Below are 21,822 nucleotides of genomic sequence, written 5' to 3' on the forward strand. Positions count from 1 at the left end.
CACGGCTGTCATCATCGCGGCAGGGAATTCATCCGCGGATAGAGGATCGCCGGGCCGAGCCATCGCCCAATGAAGTGGCGCAGTTCGGCTCCGTCGCGGGGCCGCTCCCCCGGATCGGTCAGCAGGGACTGCACCGTGCGCAGGGTCATCTCGGCAAGATCATGAAGGCCGGTGGCGTCGAAGCCGTGAAGCTCCCAGTCGACGTCGAGACGTTGGAACACCGACAGGCAGAATGCGATCGCCGTGTCGGATGTCAGCGAGGTGACGGCCGCGTCCTCGGCCGGGCGGGTGAGCAACTTCTCCAGTTGCGGATCACCGGCCAGCTTCTCGATTCCGAACGACAGGCTTTCGACGATCGCCGTCACGGGGTCGTTCTGTCCGCGGACGTGTCGCACGACTTGGTCGATGAACCCGTCGACGGCCCGCATGGAACTGGCGATGAGCAGCGCGTCGGCGTTGGGAAAGTAGCGGTACACCGTCTGGCGGGTGATTCCGAGCCTGCGAGCGACATCGGCAAGACGTAAAGCCGCCCCATGCTCGGCGATCTCCTCGTCGGCCGCGTCCAGGATGCGGGAGATGGCTTCTTCGTCCGATGCGGGTGTGGCACCCGCCCAGCCACGACTACGCATCCGCCGTCACCAGTTTTTCGCTGGTGAAACCGATGGGCAGGGTTGTGGGACCGGTCATTCCCAGCAGAGGTTTCCACGGTGCCGGTCCGATGCGATGGGTGGTGGGGAGGCGGCGAGTGAGGACTGCGAGCGCTTCCGCCAGTTCCCGGCGCGCGAGGTTCGCGCCGAGGCAGTAGTGAGCGCCGCCGCCGAACGTCAGAATCGCGGGTGCGTCCGCTCGAGAGATGTCGAAACGGTCAGCGTCGGCATAAATCGCTGGATCTCGATTGGCCGCAAAGGTGTTCACGAGCACGAAGGTCCCCGCCGGGAATCTGTAACCGGCGAAGTCGACATCGCCACTCGCGACGCGCGGGACGATACTTGCTGCCGGTGAGTGGCGCATGCTCTCCTCGACCGCCTGCATCGCAAGCTCTGGTTGGTTGCGCAGTCTTGCCCATTGATCCGGGTGCTCGCAGAGCACCTGCACGGACGCGGCAAGCTGGTTCCGCGTCGTGTCCGTACCCGCCATGAGGAAGCCGGCCACCAGCATCCGGAGTTCGTCGAGATCGAGACGGTCGCCATCGCTCTCGGCGCGAATGAGTTCGGAGAGCAAGTCATCGGTCAGATTGTCGCGGCGACCGGCGACCATGTCGTCGACGTAGGCGTCGAGCTCACCCCATGCGCGCATGATCTCGGCTTCATCGAAGGTGGCATCGGGCTGAAAGTTGAAGGCCTTGAACACCTCCTCGGTCCAGTCCGCGAACAGCTGCCAGTCCTCGCTCGGCGCTCCGAGCAGCGCGCACATGATCGGGGTGGGGTAGGGACGCGCGATGTCGGTGACGACGTCGCACCGTCCGGCGTCCGCCACCCGGTCGATCAGGCCGTTCACCACCTCGTGAATCGTGCCCTGGAGACGGGCTGTCGCGCGAGGAGTGAACGCCTTGGACACCAGTTTGCGTAGCCGAACATGTGGTGCGCCGTCGAGACCCAACAGGCTGTTCGCCATCTTGTCGTACAACGGACCTGACGTGATGCCCTGCGACGCAAGAGTGATTCCTGCCGGTAGGCCGAATCTGTTGTCCCGCAACATCTCGCGCGCCAGCTCGTAGGACAGGATCTCTGGCCCGAGGGGCCCGATGGCGATCGGGGCGCGTGCTTGCGCGTCTCGGACGTCGTCGAGGATGTCGTGTGGGCTGGCGGTCAGGCTGTACGTGAACGTGGGAAGGCCGGCGTCGAGGACGTTGGGGGTGCCGTGCACGTTCATATGACTCAACCTCCGGACGAGCATCCGTTGCGGACACTCCGCGACTGAGCGTATGACCATGACCGCGCATCGTCAACCTTAGTGCGGTATATACCCAGCTCGTGCGGATTTAATCCGGACCGTGGTCATACGTACATACCTATGACGTCGAACGGTGGCCCGCCGAAGAGTCGAGCCCACGGGCGGAATGCAGTCCGCTTCGTGACGATGGCAGTCGCTCGCCCGCGAGGGCGGGTGTTGGCACGTAACGTCGTGTCATGGTGTTGACACGGGAGCTGGGTGCGGTCAGAAGTGGGCTGGGGCGCGCGCTGTTCGGATTGGTCGCCGGACCGGACGGGCCGGACAACCGCGCCCGCATCCACGGGACACCGGGTCCACGCTGGTTCGCCGAGGACCGGCCGATCCGCCGCGTCCACGGCGACGCGTCGATGTTCGTCGGCGGACTGCGCGCACTGCTCCTACAGTCGCTGCATCCGCTGGCGATGGCCGGCGTCGCCGAACACTCGGACTACCGCGGCGATCCCTGGGGGCGCCTGCAGCGCACCAGCACCTTCCTCGCCGTGACAACCTTCGGACCGGCGGCCGACGCGCAGCGAGCCGTCGACAAGGTCCGCGGGATCCATCGCCGCGTCCGCGGAGTGGCGCCGGACGGCAGACCTTACGAAGCCTCTGACCCCCACCTGCTCGAGTGGGTTCACATCGCCGAGATCGACAGCTTTCTTCTGGCGCACCAGCTCTACGGCGCTCAGCCCCTCGACCAGGCCGGCCGCGACCAGTACGTCGCCGACACCGCCCGCGTCGCAAGCGCTCTCGGAGTGCTGGACCCGCCGCGCACCGAGGCGGAGCTGCGGGCGCGGATCGAGGCGTACCGACCAGAGCTGCGCAGCACGGCAGCGGCGCGCGAGGCGGCCCGGTTCCTCTTGTTGACACCGCCACTGCCGTTGCCTGCCCGAGCTCCGTACGGTGCGTTGGCCGCCACCTCTGTGGCGATGCTGCCGGGGTGGGCGCGCAAGCCGTTGCGGCTGCCGCATCTGCCACCCCTCGAGGCGACGGCCGTGCGGCTGTCTGGGCGGGTGCTCGTCGGTGGAATCAGGTGGGTGCTGACGGCCGGACAAGAGGAGATCCAGCACGCGACGTCGGCGTGACCGGTTCGCCTTTCCCGGTGCGCGCCTACGTCAGGGCAAGGGGTTGGGTCGGTCAGGTAACCGCGTCCGAGGACGCGAACAGGACGCGAAGCCAGGCGTCGAGGCCTTATACCGGCGTACCGGGGTCAACCCGTAGAGCCCGCCTCGGTCAGCACCACGGCGGCCTCGTTGTAGGGAAACGCTCGGTAGAGAAGCCTAGAGCGCGGTATGACGAGGGCCGCGGCCTCGGCCTTGCTCACAACCCGTGGGTTGACGAGCGAAACGGTCCGTCCATGCTTGCGCAGCATCGTCGGTCCACCGGCCAGCACGTTCTTCAACCAGTCCGTCTGCAGGCCGTAGCCGATGAGGATGGCGTAGCCATCGTGGGTCTTGAAGACCAACAGGGGCGTTCGATATCGCTTACCCGACTTCCGCCCGACGTGCTCGAGAGTCCCCAAGTTCGGAAGCCACGGCGAGATCGTGCGAGCAGCCGGATTGGTGACTCGCTTGTTGAACTCTGCGACTCGGCGAGGCACGCGCATCTCCGGAGTCTAGATATCGGCGAAGTTCCTCGCCGACGCGGTGCTGACGTATCGAGCGGCGGATGCGGTGAGCACCCAATGCCAACTGGCCCAAGGACCGCTTCCACCTGCAACAGGTCCGGTGCCCCCAGTCGGACTCGAACCGACACTTGGCGGATTTTAAGTCCGCTGCCTCTGCCAATTGGGCTATGGGGGCGAGGTCCGGCTAGCACGCTACCTCGCCCGCCGACTGCCAGATCCGGAGCCGCGGAACAGCGCTAAACGCGGCTCGAGCCGGCGGCCGCATGCACACTCCCGCCGCTCCCGCTGTCCAGGCCGTCGGCGATCGACACCACCAGACCACCGAGCATGAATGCGGCGATCGCCGCGACGAGTGCCCCGGTGCTCAGCGACGGGATGTACCGGCGCCACCCGGTCGCCTGGCCGCCGCCGTGGTGGTACTCGTGCGTCAGCGCGTGCCCCTTCCCGCGTTGCAGCAGATAGCGGTTCACCGGATAGGCGGCCGCGAACGCCGCTGCGAGCGCGATGGCCATGCCGATCCAAAACACGGCGTTCACCAGGCCGGCGTTCATCGCGCCCGGGATCAGCGCCATGACGAGGTTGTCGACGATCTCCATCGTCAGGATCGACAGGGTGTCGGCCGCGAGCACGACGCTCAGCGCGGTGCCGACCGCCAGACCGGCCTTCAGCAGCGGCAGCGTCGACAGCGAGTAGCCGAACAGGAAGGCGAGCGCGACGGCGATCGCAATGGTGGCGACGTTGCTCAACCCCAGGGCGGTGCCGATCATCAGGCCCACGATCTCACCGATCGCGCACCCGGTCAGGCAGTGCAGCGTGGCGCTCAGCGCCATCGTGTTGACGTTGCCGCCCATGTCGTGGCCGGTGTGGTCATGGTGTTCGGTCATCCCTCGTACTATACCCCCATGGGGTATACGAGCTTCTTCGTCGGCTTAGTCCCCACCCACCAGTGCGGCCGCGTGCAGCGACAGCCCGAGCGCCGGCCGCGGATACCGCAGTTCGGCGCACGCCTCCTCGACCGTCAACTGCAGCCGGTGCACCCCCTGCCGCAACGCCTGCGCGTCGCCGCCTCCATGCCCGAAGCCCGACAGGCACAGCCTCGTGAGAATCACGTCGTGCGAGCGCCGCAACCGCGCCATCTGCTCGAGCATCGCCTGCGCCGCCTCCCCCGCGTTGTCGTCGTCGCCACTGATCCGGTGGCGTAGACCCACGACGTCCACCCTGGCCGCCGCCATCAGCGTGGCTGCCATCCGATCGCCGGGGCCGTTCGTCACGTCGAGCAGCACCCGCGGCGCGGACGGCCGGCACCGCGCCAGCAGCATCACCTCCGACCAGGTCCCGATGATGAATCGCCCGACCCTCGCCGCCACCGCCGCCTCGATGGCCGCATCATCCGCGCACTGCGCCGCCACCCGCTCCGCCGGCACACCGGCCGCCAGCGCCAGCCGCAGATCCTCGGCGCTCGACACGTCGACACCCCACCCGCGCCGGCGCACCCACTCCGCGACCGACGCGGTCGTGAGCAGCTCGGCGGGCACCTGCAGCGGCGTGCCCCGCAACGCGCGGCGGCACAACGCATACCGGGGTGATGCTTGAGGACGGCGCAAACGGTTCATGCCACCGATCGTGACTGCGACGACTGACATCGCACTGAGCGCGGCCTGTCAATCCGCCTCGCGAGCGTGAAGTTGTGCGCGTGAAAACACGGAGAACACGTGCACAGCTTCACGTTCGCCGCCGCCCCCGCGCGAAAGCCGTAAAGGACCGCCCACCGCCCATCAAGAAAGCGTCAAGATCGGGTCGACATGCCTGAACTGGACCGATGCTGGTGCAGGCGCCGAAATCCGGCGCCGCGTCAACGTCTGGAGTGGCATGTCCGTAGTCGCCTACATCGCGGTGACGGTGGCGATCTTCGCCCTGCTCGGCCTCGTGCAGAAGTGGGTCGAGCAGCTGTGATCCAAAACCTCGTGGGCCTGGCGCTGGCGGTGGCCATCGCCGTGTTCCTCTTCGCCGCCCTGCTGTTCCCCGAAAGGTTCTAGTGAGCACCACCACCGCGGGAATCCTGTTCCTCGCTTCCCTCGTCGTCGCCCTGGTGGCCGTCCACGTCCCCCTCGGCGACTACATGTTCCGCGTCTACGCGTCGGAGAAAGACTTGCGCGCCGAGCGCGCCGTGTACCGGGCGATCGGCGCCGACCCGCGCGCCCCGCAGAACTGGGGCTCCTATGCCCGCAGCGTGCTCGCGTTCTCCGCGGTGAGCATCCTGTTCCTGTTCGGGCTTCAGCTGATCCAAGGCAGGCTCCCGCTGCACCTGGAGGACCCCGGCACCGCAATGACACCCGCGCTGGCGTGGAACACCGCGGTCAGCTTCGTCACCAACACCAACTGGCAGGCCTACTCCGGCGAATCCACCCAGGGCCACCTTGTCCAGATGGCCGGCCTCGCGGTGCAGAACTTCGTCTCCGCCGCCGTCGGCTTGGCCGTCGCGATGGCGTTCGTCCGCGGACTGGCCCGCCGAAACACCGGCGACCTCGGCAACTTCTGGGTCGATCTGCTCCGCGGATCGCTGCGCATTCTGTTGCCCCTGAGCATCATCGGCGCCATCATCTTGCTGGCGGGTGGCGTGGTCGAGAACTTCGCGCTGCACGACCAGGTGGTCACCACGCTGACCGGCACCCAGCAGGTCATCCCCGGCGGACCCGTCGCGAGCCAGGAGGCCATCAAGGAACTCGGCACCAACGGCGGCGGCTTCTTCAACGCCAACTCCGCCCACCCGTTCGAGAACCCCACCACCTGGACCAACTGGGTGGAGATCTTCCTGCTGTCCTGCATCGCGTTCTCACTGCCCCGCACCTTCGGGCGCATGGTCGAGAGCCGCAAGCAGGGACTGGCCATCGCCGCGGTCATGGGCATCATCGCCACCGCCAGTGTCTCGCTGCTGATGTTCTTCCAGCTGCAGGCCCACGGCACCGTCCCCACCGCCGTCGGCGCCGCCACCGAAGGCGTCGAACAACGCTTCGGCGTGGCCGATTCCGCGGTGTTCGCCGGGTCCACCACCCTGACCTCGACGGGTGCGGTGAACTCGTTCCACGACTCCTACACCAGCCTCGGTGGGCTGGTCACCATGTTCAACATGCAACTCGGCGAGGTCGCGCCCGGCGGCGTCGGCTCCGGCCTCTACGGCATGCTGATCCTGGCGATCATCACGGTCTTCGTCGCGGGACTGATGGTCGGACGGACGCCCGAATACCTGGGCAAGAAGATCACCCCACGCGAGATCAAGCTCGCCGCAACCTATTTCCTGATCACCCCGCTCATCGTGCTCACCGGCACCGCTGCCGCGATGGCCATGCCCGGCCAGCGCGACAGCATGCTCAACACCGGGCCGCACGGCCTCTCGGAGGTGCTCTACGCGTTCACCTCGGCCGCCAACAACAACGGCTCGGCCTTCGCCGGCATCTCGGTCAACACCGAGTGGTACAACACCGCACTCGGTCTGGCCATGGTGTTCGGGCGCTTCCTACCGATCATCATCGTGCTCGCCCTCGCCGGATCGCTGGCCCACCAGGGCAGGACACCGGAGTCGGTGGGCACGCTGCCCACCCACCGGCCGCAGTTCGTCGGCATGGTCGCCGGCGTGACGCTGATCCTCGTCGCCCTGACCTACCTGCCCGTGCTCGCGCTCGGCCCCCTCGCCGAAGGAATCCACTGACCATGACACTCACCACCCACGAGGCACCCACCGCCGAACCGCGGAAACTCCAAGCGCGCGAGCAGGTCCGGAGCGGCCTGCTCGACCCGTCGATGCTGTGGCGTTCTTTGCCGGACGCCCTGCGCAAGCTGGACCCGCGCACCCTGTGGCGCAACCCGGTGATGCTCATCGTCGAGATCGGCGCGGTCTGGAGCACCGTACTGGCCATCACCGGTCCGAGCTGGTTCGCCTGGCTGATCGTCGGCTGGCTGTGGCTGACGGTGCTGTTCGCCAACCTCGCCGAGGCCGTCGCCGAGGGCCGCGGCAAGGCCCAGGCCGCCACCCTGCGCAAGACGAAGACCTCGACCATGGCGCGCAGGCTCACCGCATCGGGCCGCGAAGAGGAGGTCCCGGCGGCACTCTTGCAGAAGGGCGACGTGGTGGTCGTCGAAGCCGGACAGGTGATCCCCGGCGACGGCGACGTGCTGGAGGGCATCGCCTCGGTCGACGAATCCGCCATCACCGGCGAATCCGCCCCGGTGGTCCGCGAATCCGGTGGCGACCGCTCAGCCGTGACGGGCGGCACCACCGTGCTCAGCGACCGCATCGTCGTGAAGATCACCCAGAAACAGGGTGAGAGCTTCATCGACCGGATGATCGCGCTCGTCGAGGGCGCCAACCGGCAGAAGACGCCCAACGAGGTCGCGCTCAACATCCTGCTGGCCTCGTTGACGATCATCTTCGTCTTCGCCGTCGTCACCCTGCAGCCCCTGGCCATCTACTCCAAGGCCGGCAACCCCGGTGTGCCCGACACCCTCGCGCTCAACGGAAACGGCATCACCGGGATCGTGATGGTGTCGCTGCTGGTGTGCCTCATCCCCACCACGATCGGAGCGCTGCTCAGCGCGATCGGCATCGCAGGCATGGACCGCCTCGTCCAGCGCAACGTGCTCGCCATGTCCGGTCGCGCGGTCGAGGCGGCCGGCGACGTCAACACCCTGCTGCTCGACAAGACCGGCACCATCACCCTGGGCAACCGGCAGGCCGCCGCCTTCGTCCCGCTCGACGGCGTCACCGAAGAACAACTCGCCGACGCCGCGCAGCTGTCCAGCCTGGCCGACGAGACTCCCGAGGGTCGCTCCGTCGTGGTGTTCGCCAAGGAGCACTACGCGTTGCGTGCCCGCACGTCGGGCGAACTGGCCAACGCACGCTGGGTCGAGTTCACCGCGGTCACCCGGATGTCGGGGGTCGATCTCGACGGACGGCAGCTGCGCAAGGGCGCGGCGGCGTCGGTCGCCGAGTGGATCCGCAACGAAGGCGGCACCGTGCCCGGTCGACTCGGTGAGATCGTCGACGCCGTCTCCGCCGCGGGCGGGACTCCCCTGGCCGTCGGTGAGCTGCGCGACGGGCATGCGCATCTGCTGGGCGTCATCCACCTCAAGGACGTGGTCAAACAGGGCATGCGGGAACGCTTCGACGAGATGCGCCGCATGGGCATCCGCACCGTCATGATCACCGGCGACAACCCGTTGACCGCCAAGGCGATCGCCGAGGAGGCCGGCGTCGACGACTTCCTCGCCGAGGCGACGCCCGAGGACAAGATGGCGCTGATCAAGACGGAGCAGGCCGGCGGCAAGCTCGTGGCGATGACCGGCGACGGCACCAACGACGCCCCCGCGCTGGCCCAGGCCGACGTCGGCGTCGCGATGAACAGCGGCACGTCGGCGGCCAAGGAGGCCGGCAACATGGTCGACCTCGACTCCGACCCGACCAAGCTGATCGAGATCGTCGAGATCGGCAAGCAGTTGCTCATCACCCGCGGCGCGCTGACCACCTTCTCCATCGCCAACGACATCGCAAAATACTTCGCGATCATCCCGGCGCTGTTCGTCGGCCTGTTCCCCGGATTGGACGTGCTCAACGTCATGCGGCTGCACAGTCCGCAGTCGGCGATCCTGTCCGCGGTCATCTTCAACGCACTGGTGATCGTCGCGCTCATCCCACTGGCCCTGCGCGGTGTGCGCTACACCCCGAGCAGCGCGTCGAAGCTGTTGAGCCGCAACCTGACTCTCTACGGGGTGGGCGGCATCGTGGCGCCGTTCATCGGCATCAAACTCATCGACCTGCTCATCGCCTTTCTCCCGGGAATGTGACCATGAAACTCACCGCCGTCCTCCGCCAGCACTGGGCGGCGCTGCGCGCGCTGCTCGTCCTCACCGCCATCCTCGGCATCGCCTACCCCGCCCTCATCTGGCTGGCCGCCCAGCTGCCGGGGCTCTCCGACAAGGCCGACGGCTCCATCGTCGAAGCCGCGGGAAGACCGGTCGGCAGCAGCCTGATCGGCCAGCTGTACACCGACGCAGACGGCAATCCGCTGCCGCGCTACTTCCAGGGCCGGCCGTCCGCGGCGGGCGACGGGTATGACCCGATGGCGTCGGGCGCCAGCAACCTGGGTCCCGAGGACGTCGTCGACACCCCCGACCGGACCAGCCTGCTCACTCTGGTGTGCAGCCGGAGCAGGGCGGTCGGTGAGCTCGAAGGTGTCGATGGCGGGCGGCCGTTCTGCACCGGCGGCGGTGTCGGCGCGGTGCTGTCGGTGATCGGGCCGCGGGACGCGCGCGGCGATGTGGTCGCCCCCACCCGGGTGGTCAGCGTCAACGAGCCGTGCGACACGACCGCGCGCCCGTTCCTCGACACGTACGAGGGCGTGCGGGTCGAATGCGCTGCGCCCGGGGAGGACTACCGCCTCGGTCAGATCGTGCCGATCCACGGCGCGGCCGAAGCGCTGGTGCCCGCCGACGCTGTCACGGCCAGCGGCAGCGGCCTGGACCCACACATCTCGCCTGCCTACGCCGAGCTGCAGGTGGCGCGGGTGGCCAAGGCCCGCGGCGCCGGCGCCGACGAGATCCGCCGGATGGTCGCCGACCACACCGACGGCCGCACGCTGGGCTTCCTCGGCGAACCTCGGGTCGACGTGCTGGCACTCAACGTCGCACTCGACGAGAAGTACCCGGGTGGATGATGGTCGGGTGAGCACGTCGAACGCCAAGCGGGGTGAGCTGCGCATCTACCTCGGCGCAGCTCCCGGCGTCGGCAAGACGTTCGCGATGCTCGGCGAGGCGCACCGGCGGCTGGAACGCGGCACCGACCTGGTCGCCGCGCTCGTCGAGACCCACGGCCGCAGGCGGACCGCCGAACTGCTCGACGGTATCGAGGTCGTTCCGCCCCGCCACGTCGAGTACCGCGGCGGCCGGTTCCCGGAACTCGACGTCGACGCCGTGCTCGCGCGTCGGCCCGAGGTCGTGCTCGTCGACGAACTCGCCCACACCAACACCCCGGGCAGCCGCAACCCGAAGCGCTGGCAGGACGTCGAGGAACTGCTCGACGCCGGCATCACGGTGATCTCCACGGTGAACGTGCAGCACCTGGAGAGCCTCAACGACGTCGTCGCCCAGATCACCGGCGTCGAGCAGCAGGAGAAGGTGCCCGACGACGTGGTGCGCGGGGCCGACCAGATCGAGCTCGTCGACATCACCCCTGAGGCGTTGCGGCGCAGACTCTCCCACGGCAACGTCTACGCGCCCGAGCGGGTCGACGCCGCTTTGTCGAACTACTTCCGCCGCGGCAATCTCACCGCGCTGCGCGAACTGGCGCTGCTGTGGCTCGCCGACCAGGTCGACGCCGCGCTGGCCAAGTACCGCGCCGACAACAGGATCACCGACACCTGGGAGGCACGCGAGCGGGTGGTCGTCGCCGTCACCGGCGGCGCCGAGTCGGAGACGCTGGTGCGCAGAGCTTTTCGCATCGCGTCGAAGTCCAGTGCCGAGTTGATGGTCGTGCACGTCGTCCGTGGCGACGGCCTCGCCGGGGTGTCGGCACCCGGAATGGGCAGGGTCCGGGAACTGGCGGCCGACCTCGGCGCGACGCTGCACACGGTCGTCGGCGATGACGTCCCGGCCGCGCTGCTGGACTTCGCCCGGGAGCGCAACGCCACCCAGTTGGTGCTCGGCACGTCCCGGCGATCGCGGTGGGCACGCATCTTCGAGGAGGGCATCGGCGCGGCCGTCGTCCAGGAATCCGGAAAGATCGACGTGCACATGGTGACTCATGACGAGGCCCGCCGCGGCACGAGCACAAGGACTCCGCGGCACCGGCACCTGGCGTCATGGCTCGCCGCGATCATCGTGCCGTCGCTGGTCTGCCTGGTCGCGGTGCTGCTCGACCCACTGCTCGGGGTCGCAGGCGAAAGTGCGCTGTTCTTCGTCGGCGTGCTGGTGGCGGCGTTGCTCGGCGGTGTCGCACCCGCGGCGCTCTCGGCCGTGCTGTCGGGCCTGTTGCTCAACTACTTCCTGATAACCCCCCGGCACACCTTCACCATCGCCGATCCGGACAGCGCGGTGACGATCGTCGTGCTGCTCGCGGTCGCGGTCGCCGTCGCGGCCCTGGTGGACAGCGCCGCGAGCCGAGCCCGCGACGCCCGCCGGGCGTCGCGGGAGGCCGAACTGCTCGCCCTGTTCGCCGGTTCGGTGCTGCGCGGCGCGGACCCGACGGCGCTGTTGGAGCGGGTGCGGGAGACCTACGGCCAGCGGGCGGTCAGCCTGTTGCGGGTCGGTGCGGGCATCGTCGCCTGCGTCGGCACCGATCCCTGCGTCGAGGTCGACACCGCGGACACCGCAATCGAAGTCGACACCGACGGCGACGAGTTCTGGCTGCTGCTGGCCGGCCGCAGCCTGGCGGCGCGTGACCGGCGGGTGCTGTCCGCGGTGGCACGCCAGGCCGCCGGCCTGGTCCGGCAGCGTGAACTCACCGAGGAGGCGGGGCGCGCCGAGGCGATCACCCGGGCCGACGAACTGCGGCGCTCGCTGCTGTCGGCGGTCAGCCACGACCTGCGCACGCCGCTGGCCGGGGCCAAGGCGGCGGTGTCCAGTCTGCGCAGTGACGACGTGCACTTCTCCGAGGACGACACCGCGGAACTGCTCGCCACCGTCGAGGAGTCCGTCGACCAACTGACCGCGCTGGTGGGGAACCTCCTCGACTCGTCGCGGCTGGCCGCCGGCGTGGTGCGCCCCGAGCTGCGGCGCGTGTACCTCGAGGAGACGGTGCAACGTGCGCTGCTCGGGATCAGCAGGGGCACAACGGGCCTCGGCCACGGGGTGGACCGCGTCAAAGTCGACGTGCAGGATTCGGTGGCGCTCGCCGACGCCGGCCTGCTCGAACGGGTGCTGGCCAACCTGATCGACAACGCACTGCGGTACGCGTCGGCCGGACAGGTGCGCGTCACCGCAGGCCGGGTCGGGGACCGCGTGCTGATCACCGTGGCCGACGAGGGTCCCGGTATCCCCCGCGGAACCGAGGAACAGGTGTTCGGCGCGTTCCAGCGCCTCGGCGACAGCGACACCAGCAGCGGCGTCGGTCTCGGCCTTTCGGTGGCGCGCGGATTCACCGAGGCGATGGGCGGCACACTCACCGCCACCGACACCCCCGGCGGCGGGCTCACGATGGAGATCGAATTGGCTGCGCCGGCGCAGGACACGCCGTGACGGCCACCAGGGTGCTCGTCATCGACGACGAACCACAGATCCTGCGGGCACTACGGATCAACCTGTCGGTGCGGGGCTACGAAGTCACCACCGCGGCCACCGGCGCGGAAGCCCTGCGTTCGGCGGCCGACCACCGGCCGGATGTGATCGTGCTCGACCTCGGCCTTCCGGACATGTCCGGCATCGAGGTGCTGGCCGGTCTGCGGGGCTGGCTCAGCGCGCCGGTGATCGTGCTCTCTGCGCGCACCGACTCGGCCGACAAGGTCGAGGCGCTCGACGCAGGCGCCGACGACTACGTGACAAAACCGTTCGGCATGGACGAGTTCCTCGCCCGGCTACGCGCCGCGGTCCGTCGCGGCACCGTCTCCGACACCGACGAACCGGTGGTCGAGACGGCTTCGTTCACGGTCGATCTGGCGGCCAAGAAGGTGACCAAGAGCGGTACCGAGGTGCACCTGACCCCCACCGAGTGGGGCATGCTCGAGATGCTGGTGCGCCACCGCGGCAAGCTCGTCGGCCGCGAAGAGCTGCTCCGAGAGGTGTGGGGACCGGCCTATGCGAAGGAAACCCATTACCTGCGCGTGTATCTGGCACAGCTGCGGCGGAAGTTGGAGGACGACCCGTCGCACCCCGTGCACCTGCTCACCGAGGCCGGGATGGGCTACCGCTTCCAGCAGTGAGATCCGGCGGCTCGACTTCGTCCTGCTCGAGGCCGGCATCGGTTACGGTCGGTAGCGATGACCCCTCCCGCGGCGAGCAGTCGAGGCGTGACTGCGCTGCTCACCCTTGTCGCTCTCCTCCTCACCGCACCGGTCGCGACGCCGCAGCCCGTCCACGACCTCACCGCGGCGCTGGACGCAGCCGTCGACAGGGTCTTCGCCGAGGCCGGCGTCCCCGGCGCCATCGTCGGGCTGTCGATCCCCGGCACCGTCGAGTACGTCAGGACACTCGGCGAGGGCGACACCGCCGCCAAGACACCGATGTCGCTCGACGACCACACCCGCATCGGCAGTGTCACCAAGACGTTCACCGGCACCGCCGTACTGCAGCTGGTGGACCAGGGCCGGATTCGGTTGAGCGATCCCATCTCCCGCTACGTCGACGGCGTGCCGTCCGGTGGCGTGGTAACCCTCGACATGCTCGGCCGGATGCGCAGCGGACTGTTCAACTACACGACCGACGAACAGTTCCTCGACCGCTACCTCGAGGAAGGCGGGCAGGGGCCGGACGCGGCGGCGTTCACCCCACGCGAACTCGTCGACATCGCGTTCGCGCACCCGTTGAACTTCGCGCCCGACACCGAATTCGAATACTCCAACACCAACACGGTGCTCCTGGGCATGGTGATCGAACGGGTCACCGGTCAGCGCCTCGGCGACTACCTGGCCCAGCACGTCACCGGCCCGCTCGGACTGACCCACACCAGTTTCCCGGCCAACGGGGCGATGCCCCAGCCCTACACCCACGGTTACGCCGAGACGCCGGACGGCGAACCGGTCGACACGACACTGTGGAATCCGTCCGTCGCCTGGGCCGCGGGCGCGATGATCTCCACCTACCGGGATCTGCGCGCCTGGGCGCCCGCCGTGGCGAGGGGTGCGCTGCTGCTGCCGTGGACGCATCGCGAGAGAACGGCCAGACCAAGCGAGGCCGCGCCCGGCATCGGCTACATGTTCGCCCTCGCCGACTTCCACGGCTGGATCGGCCACAACGGCGACATCCCCGGTTATCAGACCGTCGCGGTGTACCTGCCGGAGCGCGACGCCACCCTCGTGGTGATGGTGAACTCCGATGTCTCCGAGTCCGCCTCGACGAAGCTCGCGGAAGCGGTCACGACCGTCGCCACTCCCGGAAACGTCTACGCGCTCCCCGAGCCTGCCTAGCCCCCTGCCCGTACAGAAGCACATCTCGCGATTGACCGTGGACTGCCGGTGATATGTGAGGTACGTTTTTCATACCATCAGTACCATCAACGTCCCGGGAGGTTGTCCGATGGGTTTGCGCGAGCAGACGATGAGGACGGTGTACGAGGTCAGCGGCCGGCACGATGAACCCGACCTGTACGGCGGCCCGCCCGGCGATCCGGGTCTGTGTGGCGGCCCGACCAGCGTGTCGTGGGAGGTCAACGGCGACCTCGGGGCGGTCGCGACGGCGGGTGTGGCGGCGATCGTGCTGGAGATACTGCACCCGTCGGTGGTCGCCGGCGTGCAGGACCATTCGAACTACCGTCGCGATCCCTTCCGGCGAGCACGCACCACCATGGGTTACGTACTCGGCACCACCTTCGGAAACACCGCGGCGGCAACCCGACTCATCGACGGAGTGCGGAACAGGCATGCCACGGTGAGCGGCGCGCGGCCCGACGGACATGCGTACCGAGCCCTGGATCCGAAGCTGCTCGCGTGGGTCCACACGTGTATTCCGTGGATGGTGATGACCGCCTTCGAACGGTTCAACCGGCCGCTTACTCCGGCCGAGCGCGACCGGTACCTGGCCGAGCAGGCGGTGATCGGCCGGATGAGTGGTGCGGACGCGGTGCCCGAGTCCATCGCGGAACTGACCGAATTCGTCGCAGAGATGCGTCCCAAGCTGGCGGTGACCGAACAGACCCGGACGTTCATCGACTTCCTCCTCACCGCGCCGTTCCTGCCTCCGCTGCCCGGCCCACTCGATGCCGCCGCACACCACTTCTACGTGCGCGCGGGAATGACGTTGGCGCCCGAATGGGCTCGCAAGATGACCGGCCTGGAACTGCCCTCACCGCTGCATCCGTGGGCCACCGGTGCGTATCTGCAGGGCAACGCACGAATGATCCGGTGGGCGTCCGAAGTGCCGCCACACGTCGCACTCGCCACCCAGCGGTTCGGCTCCACCGCACACGACGCGGCCCTGAACGCTGTCGCGCACGGCAACGCGCCCGGATGAGCGCCTCGGAATTCGCGATCCTCGTCGGCCAGGCCGCGGGCGGCCACACGCCGGATCCGGACACCACCCGGGACCGGATCCTGGACGCCGCCTTGGCCGAGGCCGCCGCCGTCGGGCTCGACCGCGTCACCGTGGAGGACGTCGTGCGCCGCAGCAAGCTGGGACGGATGACGGTGTACCGGCGGTTCCCCCGGCGCGACGACATGAATCAGGCGTTGCGGCTGCGGGAGATCCAGCGCTTCCTCGCGGCGGTGGCTGCCGGGATCGACCGCGCCGAGAACCGGCGCAGCAGGGTCTCCGAGGCGTTCGTCGCGGCCGTCACCTTCGCACAACAACATCCGCTGCTGCGACGACTCGCCATCACCGATCCCGGCCTCGCATTGGAGACCGTCGCCGCCAACGACAACGAAATACTCTCCATGGGCGCGGCATTCATTGCGCGCGAGATCCACGGTGACGCCCCCGGCGAGCCCTCACAGCGGGTGCGCTGGGTCGCCGACACCTTCGCGCGGCTGTTCATCACCTATCTGGGCGCTCCGCCCGCTGATCCCGCCGTCAACGACGAAGCGCAGCTGCGCCGCTTCGCCGATGACGTGCTGACCCCCGTCGTCGAGAACGCAGTGGGAGACGCGCACTGAGGCCGGCCGCCGTTCAGCCAGTGCCCTCGAGCGCATCACCGTCACCGACCAGGATCGGATGACGCACGGCGGCCAGCTGCCAGTTGCGGAAGAACCCGTGCACCCAGTGCTCGGTGGCGAACTCACCGAAATCATGCGGCTGCTCGATCTCCGCGACCCGGGTGCGCCCGTCGGCACACTCGCTGGACAGCAGCACCGGTCCGCCGAACAGGTTGCCGCTGAACGTGCACGTGCGCGCTGCGCCGGCCGGAGTATGGATGTCGACCACGTAGGTGACATGACCACCTGCACCAGCCGTCCGGATGATCCGCCGGACGGTCGCCCCCTTCACCGTCATGCGGCCGTTCTCCGTCGTCGCCTCCATAGGGGGCCTAGCTTTCAACAACGCAAAGATAGAATCAACGGCGTTGACATAAGGAGTGAGCTGTATGCCGGAGCCACGACGGCAGCCCGCCGCAGGGCGTCGCCGGCGTCGAACGCGATCCGGGACGACGCTCTCCCGGGATGTCTACATCGACGCGGCGGTGAACCTGATCGAGAACCGTGGCGCGACGATCATGAGTGCCCGCACCCTGGCCACCGCCGTCGGCGCCGACGCGTCCGCCCTGTACCGCTACTTCACCGGCATCGACGACGTCATGCGCGCCGTCGCCGACCGGATGATCGGGATGGCCCTCGACCGCTGGTCTCGCAGTGACCACTGGATCGACTCGCTCGCCGACCTTGCACGGGCGCTCTACCAGGTCTACGTATACGAATTCCCGCAGACCGGGTTGGCCGTGGCGGCCCGAACGACGGGACTGCCCAACGAGATCCGGGCGGTGGACCTGACCGTCGGGCTGCTGCGCGATGGCGGCTTCGACATCGAGAGCGCCGCGCACTGGTTCCGGTCGCTGTCGGACTTCCTGCTCGGTCAGGCGATACTCGAGAACGCCTTCGTGTCGCTGCCCGAACGGGTGCAGGAGAGCGACGATGCCGCATGGCAGGAACTCGGCGCCCGTCTGACCGGCGCCGAGGCATCCCATGCCGAAGCCGCCGCGCCACACCTGCGCTCGCGCATGCTCCGGTCGTCCTTCGAGGCGACCCTCGAGCTGATCCTGCGAGGTCTCGAAGCCTCGCCACGGCAGCTCGCCTGACGTCAACGCAGGAGCAGCGAGTTCACCGCCGCGGTGAGCCTGCGCCGCGGCCAGCCCCGCACCCCTGCGGACGCCAGCGCCGCGCGCGCGGCATTGCGACCGCAAATCCCGTGCACCCCGCCTCCCGGCGACGCGGCGGCGCTGCCGAGGAAGACGTTCTGCACGGGGGTCTCGGCCCGTCCGAAGCCCGGCGCCGGCCGGAAGATCAACTGCTGGAAGATCTGTGACGTCCCGCCGTTGACCGCGCCGGTGTGCAGGTTGGCATCGCTGGCCTCCAGGTCCGACGGCCGCTGGATCGCCTTGCCCACGATCCGGTCGGCGAAGCCGGGCGCATGCTCCTCGAGCACCCGGTCGACGGCCACCGACAACCGGTCGGCGGACTCGTCGTCGGCCATCCCGCGCGGCAGGTGGGTGTAGGCCCAGGCACTCTCGGTGCCCGCCGGTGAGCGGCCCGCATCCGCGGTGGTCATCTGACCGAACAGCATGAACGGGTGCTGCGGCACCGTGGCCGTGTTGAGGTCGGCCATCCACCGGATCAGCCCGTCGCGGTCGGCGCCCAGATGCACCGTGCCCGCCTCGTTCAGGTTCGGCGACCGCCACGGAATCGGTCCGTCGAGCGCGTAGTTGATCTTCAGGACCGGTGTGTCCCAGACGAATTGGGCCATCGCCCGGTGCACCGCCGCGGGCACCGCCGCCTCGGGCAGCAGGCTGCCGAACAGGCGCGGCGCGGAGGTGTCGGCGATTACGGCGCGCCCGACCCTCACGGTCTGTCCGTCGGCGGTGCGGACGGCGACCGCACGCCCGCCGCTGACGTCGATCCGCGTGACCTCCCGCGAGCACTCGATGCGCGCACCCGCCGACTCCGCCCGGCGCGCCAGGGCCGCGGTGAGTTCGCCCGCTCCGCCCTCGGGCACCGGGAAACCGCCGTCCTGGGCCATCATCACCAGCAGGTAGCCCATCAGCCCGCTGCCCGGGGCGTCGATCGGCACGTCCGCGTGCATGGCGTTGCCCAACAACAGAAGCCGCGCGGCGTCACCGTCGAACAGCTGCTCGGCGAGCACACCGGCCGGCAACAGCAGCCGATGCAGGAACCGCAGCGCTTCGGCACTGCCGAGGCGGCGCAGCATCCCCGCCGCCCCGCGAACCGGCGGGAAAGGCGCGAACAGGGCCGACAGCACCGGGTCCTTGATGTGCTGCCACTGGTCGAACAGCTCACGCCACCGGTCACCGTCACCGGGCGCGCGCCGTTCCAGATCGGCTGCCGTGCGGTCGATGTCGCGATAGATCACCGGCGCGTCGTCGTCGTGGGCCGACCGTGCATGGCCCACCACTGCCGGCGCGTGCACCCACCGCAGGCCGTGCTCCTCGAGATGCAGCGCCCGTAGTGCCGGCGACTCCACCGAAAGCGGATAGAACGCGCTGTAGAGGTCGGACACGTACCCCGGGAACAGTTCCGCACTCTTGACCGCGCCACCCGGTTCGGCCTGCGCCTCGAGCACCAGGACGTCCCAGCCGGCATCGGCCAGCAGCGCCGCGGCGACCAGGCCGTTGTGGCCGGCGCCGATGACGACCGCGTCCGCCGATTCGCTCACCGTGCCCGCTTGTCCAGAGGAGTCATGATCAGCCGGTTCGCCGTGGCCTTCACCGAATCGGGCAGCACTGAATTCGCCAGTGCCGTGGCCTTGGAGAGCGGCGACGCGGCGACCACCCTCGCCTCACCGCGCATCATCGCCCGGTAGCCCTGCTCGGCGACCTGGCGCGGATCGTCCTTGCCGGGAAGCCGGCCGAGCACGGTGTCCAGCATCCCGGTCCGGCGGAAGAAGTCGGTGTCGACCGGGCCCGGGGCAAGCGCCGTCACCGTCACCCCGGTGTCCCGCAGTTCGTCGTGCACGGCGGTGGCGAACGACTGGAGAAACGACTTCGACGCGTTGTACATGCTGTTCTGCGAGCCCGGCATGGCGGCGACGATCGACGACGTGATGAGGACCCGCCCGGAGCCCCGTGCCGCCATGTCGGTCAGCACGAGCTTGGCCAGGTGCACCGTGGAGCGCACGTTGAGGTCGACGACGCCGAGGTCGTCGTCGAGCGGTCCGGTCACGAACGGCCCGGCCCGGGCCGTGCCCGCGTTGAGCGCGGCCGCATCGAGCGCGCGGCCACCGGGGGTGGCCACCCGGTAGAGGCGCTCGACGCCGTCGGGGTCTCGCAGGTCGACCTGGACGGGTTCGATGTCCACACCGGCATCGGCCACCGCCTCGGCGACACCGTGGACGCCCTCGCCATCGGCGGCGACCACGACGTCATAGCCGTCCGCGGCGAACAGCTTCACCAACTCCAGACCGATACCACTCGACCCGCCGGTGACGAGTGCCCGCGGACGCTGCGCTGCCATGGCCACCGACTACCCGCCGCCCCTCGCGTCAAACGACGCCGAAGCGGACCACCCTGGGGGTTACCGTACGGAGATGGGTGCCTACCAGGAACTGTTCGACGCCAGCATCACCGACCCGACGGCCTTCTGGGCCGACGCGGCGACGGCGGTCACCTGGACGCGGGAACCGAAACGCATTCTGGACGACGACAATCCGCCGTTCTACCGGTGGTTCCCCGACGGGGAGCTGAACACCTGCGCGAATGCATTGGATCGCCACGTCACCGGTGGCCGCGCCGAGCAGGCCGCGCTGATCTACGACTCGCCGGTCACCGGCACCACCCGCACCTACAGCTACCGCGAACTGCTCGACCTGACGTCGCGCTTCGCCGGCGCACTGCGCGGACTGGGAGTCGGCAAGGGCGACCGCGTCGTCATCTACCTGCCGATGGTGCCCGAGGCCGTGATCGCGATGCTCGCGTGCGCCCGGTTGGGCGCCGTGCACTCGGTGGTGTTCGGCGGCTTCGCGGCGCACGAACTCGCCGCCCGCATCGACGACGCCCGCCCCACCGTCGTGGTGACGGCGTCGTGCGGCATCGAACCGACCCGCATCGTCGACTACAAGCCGATGCTCGACGCCGCACTCGAGCGCGCCGAGCATCAACCGACGGCCTGCGTGATCCTGCAGCGCGAGCAGTCGCCGTGCACGCTCACCCCCGGCCGCGACCGCGACTGGGCCGAACTCGTCGCCGGCGCCGAAGCCGTCGACCCGGTTCCCGTCGCCGCCACCGACCCGCTCTACGTGCTGTACACATCCGGCACCACCGGCAGGCCCAAGGGCATCGTCCGCGACAACGGCGGGCACGCCGTCGCGCTGCTGTGGAGCATGCGCCACGTCTACGACACCGCGCCCGGCGACGTCTACTGGGCGGCGTCCGACGTCGGCTGGGTCGTCGGCCACTCCTACATCGTCTACGCGCCGCTGCTCGCCGGTGCGACGACCGTGCTGTACGAGGGCAAGCCCGTCGGCACACCCGATGCGGGCGCGTTCTGGCGGGTGGCCGCCCAGCACCGGGTCAAGGCGCTGTTCACCGCGCCCACGGCCATCCGGGCCATCAAGAAGGAGGATCCCGACGGCCGCCACATCGGCGACCACGACCTGTCCGCGCTGACGTACCTGTTCCAGGCCGGCGAGCGGCTCGACCCCGGCACCTACCACTGGGCCTCGGAGAAACTGGGAGTGCCGGTGATCGACCACTGGTGGCAGACCGAGACCGGCTGGGCGATCGCCGCAGACCCGATGGGCGTCGAGCAGATGCCGGTCAAGCCGGGCTCGGCAACCGTGCCGATGCCGGGATACGACGTGCGCATCCTGCGGCCGGACGGATCGCCCTGCGACCCCGACGAAGAAGGCGCGATCTGCGTCCGGCTGCCGCTGCCGCCGGGCACCCTGCCGACGCTGTGGGGCGACGACGACCGTTACGTGTCGTCGTACCTGTCGGCGTTCCCCGGCCACTACCTGACCGGTGACGGCGGCTACCTCGATGCGGACGGCTACCTGTTCGTGATGGGCCGCACCGACGACGTCATCAACGTGGCCGGGCACCGGATGTCGACGGGGTCGATCGAGGCGGTGCTGGCAGACCATCCTGCGGTCGCCGAGTGCGCCGTCATCGGGGTGGCCGACGACATCAAGGGACAGGTGCCGCGCGGGTTCGTCGTGCTGAAGTCCGGAGCCTCGGCCGACGGACTCGCCGAGGAACTCGTCGAGGCCGTACGCCAGAACATCGGCGCCGTGGCGGCTTTCAAGGCCGTCGACGTGGTGTCGGCGCTGCCCAAGACGCGCTCGGGCAAGATCCTGCGCAAGACGATGCGCGGTATCGCCGAGGGCCGCGACGAGCCGTTGCCGTCGACCATCGAGGACCCGTCGGTGATCGATGCGCTCACACCGGTGCTGAGAGACTGACCGCC

General features: G+C 69.1%; 20 protein-coding genes and 1 tRNA gene. 12 read left to right on the plus strand and 9 right to left on the minus strand.

Annotated elements, in window-relative coordinates:
• Positions 1-11: 11 nt before the first annotated feature.
• Both H7I41_RS12270 and H7I41_RS12275 read right to left on the minus strand, forming a co-directional pair.
• Positions 12-629 (minus strand): TetR/AcrR family transcriptional regulator, encoded by a 618-nt coding sequence (locus H7I41_RS12270; protein WP_264012855.1) that lies wholly within the window; start codon positions 627-629, stop codon positions 12-14.
• Positions 622-1,872, minus strand: coding sequence for a cytochrome P450 (locus H7I41_RS12275; RefSeq protein ID WP_264012856.1), 1,251 nt, complete (start codon positions 1,870-1,872; stop codon positions 622-624). The genes H7I41_RS12270 and H7I41_RS12275 overlap by 8 nt, the downstream gene beginning before the upstream one ends.
• Before the next feature lie 257 nt (positions 1,873-2,129).
• Here H7I41_RS12275 and H7I41_RS12280 point away from each other — a divergent pair, with 257 nt between their 5' ends.
• Positions 2,130-3,017 carry an oxygenase MpaB family protein gene (locus tag H7I41_RS12280; RefSeq protein ID WP_264012857.1) on the plus strand — a complete coding sequence of 296 codons (888 nt, stop codon included), beginning with the start codon at positions 2,130-2,132 and terminating at the stop codon, positions 3,015-3,017.
• 125 nt (positions 3,018-3,142) lie between these two features.
• Here H7I41_RS12280 and H7I41_RS12285 read toward each other — a convergent pair whose 3' ends face one another.
• The 4 genes from H7I41_RS12285 to H7I41_RS12300 all read right to left on the minus strand — a co-directional run bounded on the left by H7I41_RS12285 (position 3,143) and on the right by H7I41_RS12300 (position 5,172).
• On the minus strand, positions 3,143-3,538 hold the full coding sequence (locus H7I41_RS12285) for a nitroreductase family deazaflavin-dependent oxidoreductase (RefSeq protein ID WP_264012858.1): 396 nt from the start codon (positions 3,536-3,538) through the stop codon (positions 3,143-3,145).
• A gap of 122 nt (positions 3,539-3,660) precedes the next feature.
• A tRNA-Leu gene (locus tag H7I41_RS12290) sits at positions 3,661-3,734 on the minus strand.
• Positions 3,735-3,795: 61 nt separating this feature from the next.
• Positions 3,796-4,443, minus strand: coding sequence for a DUF4396 domain-containing protein (locus H7I41_RS12295; RefSeq protein WP_264012859.1), 648 nt, complete (start codon positions 4,441-4,443; stop codon positions 3,796-3,798).
• Positions 4,444-4,488: 45 nt separating this feature from the next.
• Entirely contained in the window at positions 4,489-5,172 is a 684-nt protein-coding gene (locus tag H7I41_RS12300) for a type III PLP-dependent enzyme domain-containing protein (protein WP_264012860.1), read from the minus strand.
• Between the two features lie 321 nt (positions 5,173-5,493).
• Here H7I41_RS12300 and kdpF point away from each other — a divergent pair, with 321 nt between their 5' ends.
• From kdpF to H7I41_RS12345, 9 genes are all read left to right on the plus strand, one after another.
• Entirely contained in the window at positions 5,494-5,595 is a 102-nt protein-coding gene (gene kdpF, locus H7I41_RS30325) for a K(+)-transporting ATPase subunit F (protein WP_264012861.1), read from the plus strand.
• Complete coding sequence (gene kdpA, locus H7I41_RS12310; RefSeq protein ID WP_264012862.1) at positions 5,595-7,265, plus strand: potassium-transporting ATPase subunit KdpA; 1,671 nt, start codon at positions 5,595-5,597, stop codon at positions 7,263-7,265. Before kdpF ends, kdpA begins: the two co-directional genes overlap by 1 nt.
• Before the next feature lie 2 nt (positions 7,266-7,267).
• Complete coding sequence (kdpB, locus tag H7I41_RS12315) at positions 7,268-9,397, plus strand: potassium-transporting ATPase subunit KdpB (RefSeq protein ID WP_264012863.1); 2,130 nt, start codon at positions 7,268-7,270, stop codon at positions 9,395-9,397.
• A 2-nt stretch (positions 9,398-9,399) separates the two neighbouring features.
• Positions 9,400-10,266, plus strand: coding sequence for a potassium-transporting ATPase subunit C (locus H7I41_RS12320; RefSeq protein ID WP_264012864.1), 867 nt, complete (start codon positions 9,400-9,402; stop codon positions 10,264-10,266).
• 7 nt (positions 10,267-10,273) lie between these two features.
• Positions 10,274-12,784, plus strand: coding sequence for a DUF4118 domain-containing protein (locus H7I41_RS12325; RefSeq protein ID WP_308214613.1), 2,511 nt, complete (start codon positions 10,274-10,276; stop codon positions 12,782-12,784).
• A complete protein-coding gene (locus tag H7I41_RS12330; RefSeq protein ID WP_302914786.1) occupies positions 12,781-13,464 on the plus strand; it encodes a response regulator in 684 nt (227 codons plus the stop codon). Before H7I41_RS12325 ends, H7I41_RS12330 begins: the two co-directional genes overlap by 4 nt.
• 87 nt (positions 13,465-13,551) lie before the next feature.
• Positions 13,552-14,667 carry a serine hydrolase domain-containing protein gene (locus H7I41_RS12335; protein ID WP_264012866.1) on the plus strand — a complete coding sequence of 372 codons (1,116 nt, stop codon included), beginning with the start codon at positions 13,552-13,554 and terminating at the stop codon, positions 14,665-14,667.
• Positions 14,668-14,776: 109 nt separating this feature from the next.
• Complete coding sequence (locus H7I41_RS12340) at positions 14,777-15,709, plus strand: oxygenase MpaB family protein (protein WP_264012867.1); 933 nt, start codon at positions 14,777-14,779, stop codon at positions 15,707-15,709.
• Entirely contained in the window at positions 15,706-16,347 is a 642-nt protein-coding gene (locus tag H7I41_RS12345) for a TetR/AcrR family transcriptional regulator (RefSeq protein ID WP_264012868.1), read from the plus strand. Before H7I41_RS12340 ends, H7I41_RS12345 begins: the two co-directional genes overlap by 4 nt.
• A gap of 13 nt (positions 16,348-16,360) precedes the next feature.
• Here H7I41_RS12345 and H7I41_RS12350 read toward each other — a convergent pair whose 3' ends face one another.
• Complete coding sequence (locus H7I41_RS12350) at positions 16,361-16,684, minus strand: hypothetical protein (protein ID WP_264012869.1); 324 nt, start codon at positions 16,682-16,684, stop codon at positions 16,361-16,363.
• Between the two features lie 91 nt (positions 16,685-16,775).
• Here H7I41_RS12350 and H7I41_RS12355 point away from each other — a divergent pair, with 91 nt between their 5' ends.
• A complete protein-coding gene (locus tag H7I41_RS12355) occupies positions 16,776-17,483 on the plus strand; it encodes a TetR/AcrR family transcriptional regulator C-terminal domain-containing protein (RefSeq protein WP_264012870.1) in 708 nt (235 codons plus the stop codon).
• Between the two features lie 2 nt (positions 17,484-17,485).
• Here the strand turns inward: H7I41_RS12355 and H7I41_RS12360 are convergent, their stop codons facing one another.
• Entirely contained in the window at positions 17,486-19,075 is a 1,590-nt protein-coding gene (locus H7I41_RS12360; protein WP_264012871.1) for a phytoene desaturase family protein, read from the minus strand.
• On the minus strand, positions 19,072-19,872 hold the full coding sequence (locus tag H7I41_RS12365) for an SDR family NAD(P)-dependent oxidoreductase (RefSeq protein WP_264012872.1): 801 nt from the start codon (positions 19,870-19,872) through the stop codon (positions 19,072-19,074). Before H7I41_RS12365 ends, H7I41_RS12360 begins: the two co-directional genes overlap by 4 nt.
• 73 nt (positions 19,873-19,945) lie before the next feature.
• Here H7I41_RS12365 and H7I41_RS12370 point away from each other — a divergent pair, with 73 nt between their 5' ends.
• Positions 19,946-21,817 carry a propionyl-CoA synthetase gene (locus H7I41_RS12370; RefSeq protein ID WP_264012874.1) on the plus strand — a complete coding sequence of 624 codons (1,872 nt, stop codon included), beginning with the start codon at positions 19,946-19,948 and terminating at the stop codon, positions 21,815-21,817.
• Positions 21,818-21,822 lie beyond the last annotated feature (5 nt).

The sequence above is a fragment of the [Mycobacterium] manitobense genome, from assembly GCF_025821665.1.
Taxonomy (GTDB): Bacteria; Actinomycetota; Actinomycetes; order Mycobacteriales; family Mycobacteriaceae; genus Mycobacterium; species Mycobacterium arseniciresistens.